15 protein-coding genes are annotated in these 11901 nt (G+C 69.7%); 13 read left to right on the forward strand and 2 right to left on the reverse strand.

Annotation, left to right across the window (positions count from 1 at the left end):
* The first annotated feature begins 15 nt into the window (after positions 1 to 15).
* On the forward strand, positions 16 to 321 hold the full coding sequence (locus D2K64_RS10285; RefSeq protein WP_120008260.1) for a plasmid stabilization protein: 306 nt from the start codon (positions 16 to 18) through the stop codon (positions 319 to 321).
* Between the two features lie 21 nt (positions 322 to 342).
* Here D2K64_RS10285 and D2K64_RS10290 read toward each other — a convergent pair whose 3' ends face one another.
* A complete protein-coding gene (locus D2K64_RS10290; RefSeq protein WP_120008261.1) occupies positions 343 to 756 on the reverse strand; it encodes a rhodanese-like domain-containing protein in 414 nt (137 codons plus the stop codon).
* 144 nt (positions 757 to 900) lie between these two features.
* On the opposite strand from D2K64_RS10290, the gene parA reads away from it, so the two are divergent.
* The 8 genes from parA (at position 901) to glgX (ending at position 8202) form a co-directional block, all read left to right on the forward strand.
* On the forward strand, positions 901 to 1548 hold the full coding sequence (parA, locus tag D2K64_RS10295; RefSeq protein ID WP_120008262.1) for a ParA family partition ATPase: 648 nt from the start codon (positions 901 to 903) through the stop codon (positions 1546 to 1548).
* A complete protein-coding gene (locus D2K64_RS10300) occupies positions 1545 to 2000 on the forward strand; it encodes a CopD family protein (RefSeq protein WP_120008263.1) in 456 nt (151 codons plus the stop codon). The genes parA and D2K64_RS10300 overlap by 4 nt, the downstream gene beginning before the upstream one ends.
* Positions 1997 to 2419, forward strand: coding sequence for a GNAT family N-acetyltransferase (locus tag D2K64_RS10305; RefSeq protein WP_120008264.1), 423 nt, complete (start codon positions 1997 to 1999; stop codon positions 2417 to 2419). Before D2K64_RS10300 ends, D2K64_RS10305 begins: the two co-directional genes overlap by 4 nt.
* An 85-nt stretch (positions 2420 to 2504) precedes the next feature.
* Positions 2505 to 3146, forward strand: a complete 642-nt coding sequence (locus tag D2K64_RS10310) for an NUDIX domain-containing protein (protein ID WP_120008265.1) — start codon at positions 2505 to 2507, stop codon at positions 3144 to 3146.
* Complete coding sequence (locus tag D2K64_RS10315) at positions 3143 to 3859, forward strand: alanyl-tRNA editing protein (RefSeq protein WP_120008266.1); 717 nt, start codon at positions 3143 to 3145, stop codon at positions 3857 to 3859. Before D2K64_RS10310 ends, D2K64_RS10315 begins: the two co-directional genes overlap by 4 nt.
* A gap of 5 nt (positions 3860 to 3864) precedes the next feature.
* Positions 3865 to 4713 (forward strand): sulfurtransferase, encoded by an 849-nt coding sequence (locus tag D2K64_RS10320; protein ID WP_120008267.1) that lies wholly within the window; start codon positions 3865 to 3867, stop codon positions 4711 to 4713.
* Complete coding sequence (gene metC / locus D2K64_RS10325; protein ID WP_238384117.1) at positions 4713 to 5939, forward strand: cystathionine beta-lyase; 1227 nt, start codon at positions 4713 to 4715, stop codon at positions 5937 to 5939. Before D2K64_RS10320 ends, metC begins: the two co-directional genes overlap by 1 nt.
* Before the next feature lie 109 nt (positions 5940 to 6048).
* Positions 6049 to 8202, forward strand: a complete 2154-nt coding sequence (glgX, locus tag D2K64_RS10330) for a glycogen debranching protein GlgX (protein WP_120008269.1) — start codon at positions 6049 to 6051, stop codon at positions 8200 to 8202.
* Between the two features lie 131 nt (positions 8203 to 8333).
* Here glgX and D2K64_RS10335 read toward each other — a convergent pair whose 3' ends face one another.
* Positions 8334 to 8810, reverse strand: coding sequence for a transcriptional repressor (locus D2K64_RS10335; RefSeq protein ID WP_120008270.1), 477 nt, complete (start codon positions 8808 to 8810; stop codon positions 8334 to 8336).
* 66 nt (positions 8811 to 8876) lie between these two features.
* Between D2K64_RS10335 and hisI the strand changes: the two genes are divergently transcribed.
* From hisI to D2K64_RS10355, 4 genes are read left to right on the forward strand one after another with little or no spacing between them, the layout of a single operon-like run.
* Entirely contained in the window at positions 8877 to 9284 is a 408-nt protein-coding gene (hisI, locus tag D2K64_RS10340; protein ID WP_120008271.1) for a phosphoribosyl-AMP cyclohydrolase, read from the forward strand.
* Positions 9274 to 10395, forward strand: coding sequence for a CobW family GTP-binding protein (locus tag D2K64_RS10345; protein WP_120008272.1), 1122 nt, complete (start codon positions 9274 to 9276; stop codon positions 10393 to 10395). Before hisI ends, D2K64_RS10345 begins: the two co-directional genes overlap by 11 nt.
* 52 nt (positions 10396 to 10447) lie before the next feature.
* A complete protein-coding gene (locus tag D2K64_RS10350) occupies positions 10448 to 11098 on the forward strand; it encodes a GOLPH3/VPS74 family protein (RefSeq protein ID WP_120008273.1) in 651 nt (216 codons plus the stop codon).
* A 37-nt stretch (positions 11099 to 11135) separates the two neighbouring features.
* Positions 11136 to 11837: an SDR family oxidoreductase gene (locus D2K64_RS10355; protein ID WP_120008274.1), complete on the forward strand. Its 702-nt coding sequence runs from the start codon at positions 11136 to 11138 to the stop codon at positions 11835 to 11837.
* Positions 11838 to 11901 lie beyond the last annotated feature (64 nt).

Here is an 11901-nt window from a genome sequence, read left to right on the forward strand (position 1 = left end):
GCACAGGAGACATCCATGCCGCGCGGCGACAAATCGGCCTATTCCGACAAGCAGAAGCGCAAGGCCGAGCATATCGAGGAAAGCTACGAGGCGCGCGGCGTTCCGGAAGGGGAAGCGGAACGCCGGGCCTGGGCCACCGTGAACAAGGATTCCGGCGGCGGCAACAAAAGCGGCTCCGGGCGCGGCCATCCGGATGGCAACGCAGCGTCCCGCAAGGGGGCGACGAAAGGTGGTGAGGCCTCGGCGCACCGGCCGGCGGCCGCCCGAGCCGCCTCGGCCAGCAAGCCGGCGCGCACCCGCCAGGCGCACGCGCAGCACTGATGGCCTGGAGCGGCGCGCTTCCTAGCGCTGGCGCCAGGGCAGCCCTTCCGCCTTCCAGCCGGCGATCTGGCCGCGATGCCCCTCGGCATCGGGCGGCCCTTCGAAGCCGTCCGCTACGTTGAAGGCGTGCGGAAAGCCGGCCGCCTGCGCCGCTTGGGCGGCGGCCAGGCTTCGCGCGCCGGAGCGGCACAGGAAATACAGCTTGTTGAGCGGCGTCAGCCCGGCCTTGCGCAGGTGATCGGCGAAGGCGCCGTTAACCTGCATCGACGGATAAACCTGCCATGGGATCAGCACCGGCTGCTTGCCGGCATCCGACAGGTCGGGCAGACCGACGAAATTCCACTCGGCATCGGTGCGGACATCGACCAGAACGGCGTCCGCTTCCTTGCGCAGCGTGTCCCAGGTGGTGCGGGGAGTGATGTCTTCGACGCTCATGACGGTGGCTCCGGAAATCCTGCTCAGGCTGAGTGTGGGGTCGCCGGGCCGCCGCGTCCATGCCACCCCCCTGGTTCTCGGCCCGCCGCGCGGGCAGGATGGCAGGGGCGGCAATGGGCTGCCGGGGATAGCAGGAGATAGGTGATGGCGTTTGTGGTGGCGGTGGCCCAGCGAAAAGGCGGGGCCGGCAAGTCCACCGTGGCGGCCACGCTGGCGACGACCCTGGCCGCCGCCGGACGGCGCGTCGCCCTGCTGGACACCGATCCGCAGCAAAGCCTGGGGCGGTGGAACACCCTGCGTGAAGGCCAGGCCAAGGCCACGCCGCTGACCTTCGAGTCCCCTGCCGGCTGGCGCATCCCGGCCACGCTGGACCGGCTGAAGCCATCGCATGACCTGTTGCTGCTCGACACCCCGCCGCATGCCGATACCGACTCGCGCATCGCAATCCGCGCCGCCGATCTGGTGCTGGTGCCGCTGCAGCCATCCCTGGCCGATCTTTGGGCACTGGAAGCAACGCTGGAACAGGCCAGGGCCGAGCGGCGGCGCGTCATGTTGCTGCTGAACCGCGCCTCCGCCAGTGGCAAGCTGCGCGACCGGGTCGTGGCCGAGATCGCGCGCCGGGAGTTGCCCCTGTTGTTGCCGGCGCTCGGCAACCGCACCGCCTTCGCGGCCGCCTTCGCCGAGGGGCTGGGCGTGGCCGAGGCGGCACCGCGCGGCGCCGCCGCTGCGGAGGCGCGGGCCTTGGCCGAGGCGGTGGAGACCCTTCTGCGACAACATGGAATGACCCGATGACACTGGCTTACGTGATCCACCTGCTGGGCGCCGTGCTCTGGGTGGGCGGCATGGCGTTCGGTCTGCTGGCGCTGCGGCCCGCCCTCGCCGGGCTGGCCGGACCGCAGCGGCTGGCGGTGCTGGAAGCCGCCTATCGCCGCTTCTTCCTGGTGGTCTGGCACGCCATGCCGGCCATGCTGATCACTGGCTATATCCTGGTGTTCTGGTGGTTCGGCGGCTTCGCCGGGGCCGGCTGGCACGTGCATGTGATGCACCTTACCGGGCTGATCATGGCGGCGATCTTTGTGCTGCTGTTCCTGGGTCCATGGCGGCGGATGCGCGGGGCCCTCGCGGCCGGCGACACCGCTTCGGCCGGCGCCGCGGCGGAGCGGCTGCGATGGATGATCACCGCCAACCTCGTGCTCGGATTGGTGACGGTGGCAGTGGCCGGCTGGGGGCGGTTTGGCGGATGAGCGGGATCGAGTTGCTGCGCGATACCGCCGGCCCCGAGGCTCGGGCGGTGCGGGCCGGATTGCTGGCGCACCGCCACGCCATGCTGCCGGACCACGAGCATTCGGTGCATCCGCTCTGCCTCGTGCACCGGGACGCCGGCGGCACCGTGCGCGGCGGCCTCGTCGGCGAGGTGGTCTTGCAATGGCTGCAGGTGGACAAGTTCTGGGTGGACGAAACGCTGCGGGGCCAGGGGATCGGCGGCGCCCTGCTGGCGGCGGCCGAGGCGGAGGCCCGGCGGCTGGGCTCCGTGGGCGTGCACCTGAACACCAGCAGCTTCCAGGCCCCGGCCTTCTACCGCCGGCACGGCTTCGCCGAGATCGGCCGGCTGGAGGGCCGCCCGCCCGGGCATGACCGCTTCTGGATGGCCAAGCGCTTCTGATCGGCGGCGGGGCATGGACGATCCGGGCAGGGAACCCCATGATGCGGGCCGTGTTACCCCGTCCAAGGTTCAGGCTGTTTCCTGCATGAAGGCCAGACCACCCAAGGCCCCCGCCATCCCGCCGCACCCGCTCTACCTGCCGGAGGCCGACGAGGTGGTCTGGAATGGCCGCTTTCCGTTGCAGCGCGTCCGCTTCCGCTATCGCCGCACCGATGGCTCGCCCTCCGGCGCGTTGACCTGGGAGATGTGGCGCCGCGGCGCCGGGGCGGTGATCCTGCCCTACGATCCCTGGAGCCGCCGCATCGCGCTGATCGAGCAGTTCCGCCTGCCCGCCCTGGCCGCGGGAGAAGCGCCACTGATGCGCGAATGCCCGGCCGGCCTGCTGGAGGCCGCGGAAGAGGCCGAGACCACGGTGCGCCGCGAATTGCAGGAAGAAGCCGGCCTCACCGCCGACCGCGTGGAGACAATCGGCCGGTTCATGACCATGCAGGGCGGATCGGACGAGGTGCTGCACTTCTTCTGCGGCCGGGTACGGCTGCCGGACAGCGCGGGCGCCACCGGCGGCCTGCCGGACGAGAACGAGGAAACCCGCCTGATCCTGCTGCCGGCCCAGGAGGCTTTCGCGCAGCTCGCCCGCAATGAGATCCGCAACGCGCCCACCGCCCTGCTGCTGATGTGGCTGCAACTGAATGCGGACCGCCTTCACGATGAATGGTTGAGCGAATGACCGAATTGCTGTTCCGGGCGGACGCCTATGCGCGCGAATGCACCGCCACCGTGGTCTCCGCCGGGCCGGAGGGCGTGGTGCTGGACCGCACGGTGTTCTACGCCCAGGCCGGCGGCCAGCCGGGCGACACCGGCCTGCTGCGTTGGAACGATGCCGAGATGCCGGTGGCCAACACGGTGAAGGGCGCGGATGGCGGCGTGCTGCACCAGCCGGGCGAAGGCGCTTCCCTGCCCCCGGTCGGCGCCGAGGTGTCTGCCGTGCTCGACTGGGACCGCCGGCACCGGCTGATGCGCATGCACACCAGCCTGCACCTGCTGTGTTCGCTGATCCCGGGCGCCGGCGTCACCGGCGGGCAGATCGGCGCCGAGCGCTCGCGGCTGGATTTCGACCTGGCCGAGCCACCCGCCAGGGACTGGCTGAGCGGGCAGCTCACCGCCCTGGCGGCCGCCGACCACCCGGTGGGCGAGCGCTGGATCAGCGAGGCGGAGCTGGATGCCGAGCCGACGCTGGTTCGTACCCTGTCGGTGCAGCCGCCGCGCGGCGCCGGCCAGGTGCGCTTGGTCCGCATCGGCGCGGAGGACGCGCCGGTCGACCTGCAGCCCTGTGGCGGAACGCATGTACGCCGGACAGGGGAGATCGGCCGGATCACCGTGACCAAGCTCGAGAACAAGGGCCGCCAGAACCGGCGCGTCTACCTGGTGCTGGAGGATTGACAGCGATGCAGAACCTGGTTTCCACCGAATGGCTGGCCGCCGAGCTCGGCGCCCCGGACCTCAAGGTGTTCGACACCACCAAATACCTACCGAACGAGCCACGCGACGCCCAGGCCGAGTTTGCCGAGGCGCATATCCCCGGCGCCGGCTTCTTCGATATCGACGCGGTGGCCGATCCGGAAACCGACCTGCCGCACATGGCGCCCACCCCTGGCCGCGCCATGCGGCTGCTGGGGCAACTCGGCATCTCCAACCGGCACCGTGTGGTGTTCTATGACCAGAAGGGATTGTTCTCGGCGGCGCGGGGCTGGTGGCTGATGCGGCTGTTCGGCCACGAGAACGCCGCCGTGCTGGATGGCGGCCTGCCGAAATGGCGCGCCGAGAACCGGTCCATCGAACATGGTCCACTGGCCGTGCCGGGGCCGGAAACCTTCTGGGCCGATTTCATCGCCCGCCGCCTGGCCGGCATCGGCGACGTGAAGCGGGCGGTGCAGGATCGCTCGGCCCTGATCCTCGACGCCCGGCCCAAGGCCCGCTTCGACGGCACGGCGCCGGAGCCGCGGCCGGGACTGCCCTCCGGCCACATGCCGGGCGCGGCCAGCGTGCCGGCCACCGACCTGCTCCGCCCCGACGGCACCATGCTGTCGCCGCAGGAGCTGCGCGAGCGCTTCGCCGCCGCCGGCGTGACGGCGGAGAATGCCACGCCCCTGATCGCCTCCTGCGGCACCGGCGTCACCGCCTGCATCGTGGCGCTGGGGCTGGTGCAGGCCGGGTTGCCGGAACCCGCCGTGTATGACGGCTCCTGGACCGAATGGGCCGCCCGACCCGAAACCGCCAAGCAGAGCGACGCCTGATGCCAGACGACCTGCCGCCCCAGCCTTCCAAGGCGGGGCATTCCAACACCGGCGCCCATTTCGCCACCCGCATGTCGCATGGCGGCCGCGCCGGCAGCCGCGTGCATGGCTTCGTCAACCCTGCGGTGCATCGCGGTTCCACGGTGCTGTACCCCTCCTGCGAGGAGCGCGGCACCATCAATGCGCGCTCCCTGGAGCAGGTGATGACCTACGGCACCGCCGGCGGTCCCACCCATTTCGCGCTGGAGAACATGATCGCCGAGATCGAGGGCGGCTCGCGCGCGCTGATCGTCGGCACCGGCTTGGCCGCCTGCACCCTGCCCTTGATGGCATATCTGAAATCGGGCGAGCACTGCCTGATGCCGGATAGCGTCTATGGCCCCTCCCGGCGGATCGCCGACGGGCTGCTGAAGCGCTTCGGCATCGAGACCAGCTACTACGATCCCATGATCGACGGCGCCGGGCTGGACGCGCTGATGCGCCCCAACACCCGCGTGGTGTTCGCCGAGAGCCCGGGCAGCCACACCTTCGAGATGCAGGACATCCCGGCCCTGGCGGAGGTGGCGCACGCGCATGGCGCCAAGCTGATCATGGACAACACCTGGGGCATCCACCACTTCCAGCCCTTCACCAAGGGCGTCGATGTTTCGGTGCAGGCGCTGACCAAGTATGTGGGCGGCCATTCCGACGTGCTGCTCGGCTCGGTCACGGTGAACACGCCGGAAGACTGGGCCATCATTGCCGGCGCGGCGCGGGAGATCGGCCACTACGCCTCTCCCGATGATTGCTGGCTGGCGCTGCGCGGCCTGCGGACGCTTGCGGTGCGGCTGACGGCGCAGGAGGCAGCCGGGCTCGCCGTCGCCCGCTGGTTCGAGGGGCGGCCCGAGGTCCGCCGGGTGATGCACCCCGCCATGGCCAGCCACCCGCAGCACGCGCTGTGGAAGCGCGACTACACCGGCGCCTGCTCGCTGTTCGGCGTGGTGTTCGAGCCGCGCTACACGGTGAAGCAGATCGACGCGATGGTGGATGGGCTGAAGCTGTTCGGCATCGGCGCCTCCTGGGGTGGGTTCGAGAGCCTGGCGCTGCCCACCACCAACTACATCACCCGCACCGCGACGCGGGCCGACGTGCTGGAAGGCCCGACGGTGCGGTTCCATGTCGGCCTGGAAGATCCGGCCGACCTGATCGCCGACCTGGAAGCGGCACTGGACGCGCTGCCGCGCTGAGCACAGGGCCGCGGAAACGCGGCGGCATGGGAATAGCTCACGGGGGACGGCAACTCGTCCCCCCCCTGCCGCGTCTTAGCCGACGCCGCCCTCCTGCAAGGACTCTCCCGTGCCCCCAGCGATCAACCAGTCCCGCATCACCGAAGGTCGTGCCAACCCTCTCGGCGCCACCTGGACCGGCCTCGGGGTCAACTTCGCCCTGTTCTCGGCCAATGCCACCAAGGTCGAGCTGTGCCTATTCGATAACAGCGGGGAAACCGAGCTGGAGCGGATCGAGCTGCCGGAATACACCAATGAGGTGTTCCACGGCTTCCTGCCGGATGCCCGCCCCGGCACGGTGTATGCCTATCGCGTCCACGGCCCTTACGAGCCGGAGCAGGGGCACCGCTTCAATCCCAACAAGCTGGTGCTCGACCCCTACGCGCTGAGCCATGTGGGCGAGTTCAAGTGGGACCACGCTCTGTTCGGCTACACCATCGGCCACAAGGACGAGGATCTGTCCTTTGACGAGCGCGACAGCGCCGCCTTCATGCCGAAATGCCGCGTGGTCGATCCGGCCTTCACCTGGGGCAATGACCGCCGCCCGCGCATCCCCTGGGAGCGCACCATCGTCTACGAGACGCATGTGAAGGGCGTCACCAAGCGCCATCCGCTGGTGCCCGAGGATGCCCGCGGCACCTATGCCGGCCTCGCCAACCACGAGGTGATCAAGCACATCAAGTCGCTTGGCGTGACCGCGGTGGAGCTGCTGCCGATCCACTTCTTCGTCAATGACGACTACCTGCTGGACAAGGGCCTGGTGAACTACTGGGGCTACAATTCCATCGGCTTCTTCGGCCCGGCCCGGCGCTACGCCCGCAACCAGGATTTCGCCTTCGCCGAGTTCAAGGAGATGGTGGCCCGCCTGCACGATGCCGGGCTCGAGGTCATCATGGACGTGGTGTACAACCACACCGCCGAGGGCAATGAGCGGGGCGCCACGCTGTCCTTCAAGGGCATCGACAATGCCAGCTACTACCGCCTGCTGCCGGACCAGAAGCGGTACTACATCAACGACACTGGCACCGGGAACACGGTGAACCTGTCCCATCCGCGCGTGCTGCAGATGGTCACCGACAGCCTGCGCTACTGGGTCAACGAGATGCATGTGGATGGCTTCCGGTTCGACCTGGGCACCATCCTGGCGCGCGAGCCGCATGGCTTCGACGAGCAATCCGCCTTTCTGAAGGCCTGCAACCAGGATCCCGTCCTGGCCGACGTCAAGCTGATCGCCGAGCCCTGGGATATCGGCCCCGGGGGCTACCAGGTCGGCAATTTCGCGCCGGGCTGGGCGGAATGGAACGACAAGTTCCGCGACACCGTTCGCGGCTTCTGGGTGGGCGAGGAAGGCAAGGCCGCCGATCTCGGCAATCGCCTGTCCGGCTCGGCCGACCTGTTCAACCATCACGGCCGCAGGCCCTGGGCCAGCGTGAACTTCCTGGCCGCCCATGACGGCTTCACGCTGAACGACCTGGTTTCGTACAACGAGAAACACAACGAGGCGAATGGCGAGGAGAACCGGGACGGGCATTCGCACAACCTTTCCTTCAACTACGGGGTTGAGGGCCCGACCGACGATCCCGAGATCAACGCAGTGCGCGAGCGGCAGATCCGCAACATGCTCGGCACGCTGTATCTGAGCCAGGGCACGCCGATGCTGCTCGCGGGCGACGAGTTCGGGCGCTCCCAGGACGGCAACAACAACGCCTATTGCCAGGACAACGAGATCTCCTGGCTGAACTGGGACTGGCAGGACAAGGGGGACCGGCTGGTCGCCTTCACCCGGCGCCTGGCCGACCTTCGCAACCGCTTCCCCGTACTGCGCCGCGGCCGTTTCCTGTCCGGCGAGTTCCATGAGGCGAGCGAGGTCAAGGGCCTGTCCTGGTACAAGCCGTCCGGTGAGGAGATGGAGGCCGCCGATTGGGAGGACCCCAACACCCGTTGCTTCGCCAGGATGCTGGATGGCCGGGCCCAGGAAAGCGGTATCCGCCGCCCCGGCCATGACGCCACGCTGCTGCTGATCCTCAACGCCTATCACGAGGCGGTGGAGTTCACCCTGCCGGAATGCCCGGACGGGCGTGGCTGGGTCCGGTTGCTCGACACCAACCTCGCCGAGCAGGAGGACGAGGACGAGCCGGAATTCCGGATCGGTGACAGCTACACCGTCACGGGCCGCTCGCTGCTGCTGTTCACCCTCAAGCGGCAGCGCGGCAAGCGGGGCTGAACCACAACCGTCTCGCCGCAGCGGAGTCCTTCCCCTGGCCCCGCTGCGACGACCACGATTGAGTGGTGGGGCAGGAGACGATCACCGACCCGGCTCCGGGAACGAGCGAGGTCAAGCGGTGGGACGGCAGCTCAGGCGGCACAGGCGGCGCAGCGCCCTTCCACCTCCACCACCGCATGGCCCGCCTGGAAGCCGGAACGGGCCGCCGCCTCGGCCAGGGCACGGGTCACGGCGGGATCGCTGATCTCGGTGGTCTGGCCGCATTGGCCGCAGATCAGGAACTGGTGCGCGTGCTGGTGCCCCGCATGGTGGTCATGGCCGGCACCGACGCAGCCGACAAAGGCGTTCAGCCGCTCGACCTTGTGGATCAGCCCCTGTTCCAGCAGGAAATCCAGCGCCCGGTACACCGTGGGCGGCGCGGCGCCGGGCCGCTGTTCCTTCAACCGGTCCAGCAACGCATAGGCGCCGAGCGGCTGCTCGGCTTGCAGCACCAGTGCCAGCACCTGACGGCGCAGCTCCGTCAGCTGCACCCCGGCGCGGATGCATTGGCCTTCGGCGGCGGCGAGCCGCCGCTCCATCACCGCCGCGCTGCCCTGCCCTGATGCCATGCCCGCTCTCCTTGCCATCCTGTTCGGGTTATATAGTAACAGAACCCTGACTTGAGGAGCCGCCCCATGCCGGTCACCGATTCCGCCGCCCGCGCCCGCTTCCTGGCCGCGGCGCGTTTCAACGAGCACGGGCTGCTCCCCGTCATTGCCCAGGCCGCCACGGGCGGCGAGGTGCTGATGATGGCCTGGATGAACGCCGAGGCGCTGGAGGAAACCCTCGCCACCGGGCGGGTGGTGTATTTCTCGCGGTCGCGCAATGCCCTGTGGCGCAAGGGCGAAACCTCCGGCCAGGTGCAGCACTGGACGGATCTGCGGCTCGACTGCGACGGGGACACCCTGCTGGCGCTGGTGGAGCAGCAGGGGGTGGCCTGCCACACGGGCCGCCGCTCCTGCTTCTTCCAGGCGCTGCGCGATGGCACCGTGACCGCCATCATCGCCCCCGAGGTCGATCTGGAGGTGCTCTATGGCCGGTGACAGCCTCAACAGCGGGGCCGGGCCAAAGGCGCCGCTGCCGGTCACCCTGCTGACCGGCTTCCTCGGTGCCGGCAAGACCACCCTGCTGAACCGCCTGCTGCGGCAGCTGGGGATGGAAGGCACCGCCGTGCTGGTCAACGAATTCGGCGAGATCGGCCTCGACCACCTGCTGGTGGAATCGCTCGACGAGGAAGCGGTGCTGCTGCAGGCCGGGTGCCTGTGCTGCACCATCCGCGGTGACCTGGCGCGCGCGCTGGAAGGCATCGCCCGGCGCGTGCGCGACGGGCAGGCGCTGCGGCGCGTCGTGATCGAAACCACCGGCCTCGCCGATCCGCTGCCGATCCTGCAGACGCTGATGGCTGATCCCGCCACGGCCCGCCACTTCATCCTCGACGGGGTGGTGACGGTGATCGACGCGGTGAATGGCCAGGCGACGCTGGACCGGCAGCCCGAGGCGGTGCGGCAGGTGGCCGTTGCCGACCGGCTGCTGGTCAGCAAGGCCGACCTCGCCGATCCGGCGGCGCTGCAAGCTCTGCGAGCCCGGCTGCGCGGGATCAATCCGACGGTGGTGCCGCGCATCCTGGATGCGGCGCCGGTGTCGATCACCGGTCTCGGCCCGGCGGCAGTGCCGCAGCGGGCGGCGGTGCTGCGCGACTGGCTGGCGGAGGCGGCGGTCGGACATGATCAGGGCGATCACCACCATGGCCACGCGCACGGAGATCAGGGCCACCGGCACGGCCATGATCCCAACCGGCATGATTCGCGCATCCACGCCTTCGCGCTGCGCTTCGACACGCCGTTGCCCTGGGATGGCCTCGCCACCTGGCTCGAGATGCTGGCGGCGACCCGGAGCGACGCGGTGCTGCGGGTGAAGGGTATCCTCGACCTGCAAGGCCAGGAACGGCCGGTGGCGATCCACGGCGTGCAAAGCGTCTGGCACGCCCCTACCCTGTTGCCGGCCTGGCCCGCGGAGGTGCCGCGGCAATCCGTGCTGGTGTTCATCCTGCGCGACCTGCCGCGCGCCGTGATCGAGGACGGCATCGCCGCCTTTTGCGCCGCCGCCGTCCCCACGGTGTTCACGCCGGAGCGAGCAGCATCCGGCGGAGATTGACGCGGCGCACCACCGCGCGTTCCCTCGGCGGAATCGAACAAGGACCCGCCCGATGCCGCTGACCCTGCCGGAGGAGCTGCTGCTCCTGACGCTCGACGACGAGACGGGGCGGCTGATCGACCGCGCCGCGCCGTCCGGCGACTACGCCCTGGTGGCTGCCATCCTGGCGGAGCTGCAGCTGCAGGGCCGCATCCAGGCTGGCAGTGACACCGTCGCGGTGCTGGACTCGTCCCCCACCGGCGACGCCGCCATGGACAACGTGCTCGCCCGGCTCGGTGCCGGAACCGAGCCGCAGGGCACGCGCTGGTGGATCGAGTCGTTGGGCGGCGAGGCCGACCGCCTGCGCGACCATTACTTCGACAGGCTGGTGGAGCGCGGCATCCTGAAGCTCGAGGAAGGCCGCTTCCTGTGGTTCTTCGCCGAGCGCCGTTATCCGGTGATCTCCGACAAGGAGGAGCGGGAGGTGAAGGCCCGCATCATGGCGGTGATCTTCGAGGACACGCCCCCCGTTCCGCACGACGTGCTGCTGATCGGGCTGACCCGGGCCGCCGGATTGCTGCCGCTGCTGCTCGCCACGGGCGAGCTGGAGCGGGCGCAGTCGCGCATCGACGCCGTGGCCGACAGCGAGCCGCTGAATCGTGGCCTGACTGATGCAGTTCGAGACATCTTCACCGATGTCGCCCGCACCGGCCCGGTGATGTAGCGCCTCAACCCGGAACCTCGCCGGACGTTGGGGGATCATGCAGGATCAATCCCCCGTTGCGCTGGTTTCCGGTGGCGCGCATGGCATCGGCGCCGGCATCGCCCGCCGGCTCCGGCAGGATGGCTGGCGCGTCGTGACCGCCGACCTCAATCCAGGCGAGGCCGGCACCCGGCATGCCATCGCCGACGTCGCAGACGAGGCTGCCGTGGCGGCCCTGGTGGACGGCGTGGCCGCGCAGGAAGCCCGCTTGGACGCCCTGGTCTGCAATGCCGGCATCATGGTGCGCAAGCCGGTCACCGAGCTGACGCTTGGCGAATGGAACAAGGTGCTCGGCACCAATCTCACCAGCGCCTTCCTGCTGGCCCGAGCGGCGGCGCCGCTGCTGCGGGCGGCCCATGGCAGCATCGTCACCATCGCCTCCACCCGCGCGCACATGTCGGAACCGGACACCGAATCCTACTCGGCCAGCAAGGGCGGCATCCTGGCATTGACCCACGCGCTGGCGGTCAGCCTGGGGCCGGAGATCCGCGCCAATTGCGTCAGCCCGGGCTGGATCGACGTGGCCGGCGAGCCGCTGCGCCCTGAGGACCATGCGCAGCACCCGGCCGGCCGCGTTGGCCAGGCCGGAGACATCGCCGCTCTGGTCGCCTGGCTGGTCGGCCGCGAGGCCGGCTTCATCACTGGCGCCGAATTCGTCTCCGATGGCGGCATGACGCGGAAGATGATGTACGCGGAATAGCGGCACCCGGTTGTGCGGATCACCGGTCGGCCCCTCCCCGCCGCCGCTGTTGCGCGGCGAGCGG

It is taken from the genome of Teichococcus vastitatis (genome assembly GCF_003604215.1).
Taxonomy (GTDB): domain Bacteria; phylum Pseudomonadota; class Alphaproteobacteria; order Acetobacterales; family Acetobacteraceae; genus Pseudoroseomonas; species Pseudoroseomonas vastitatis.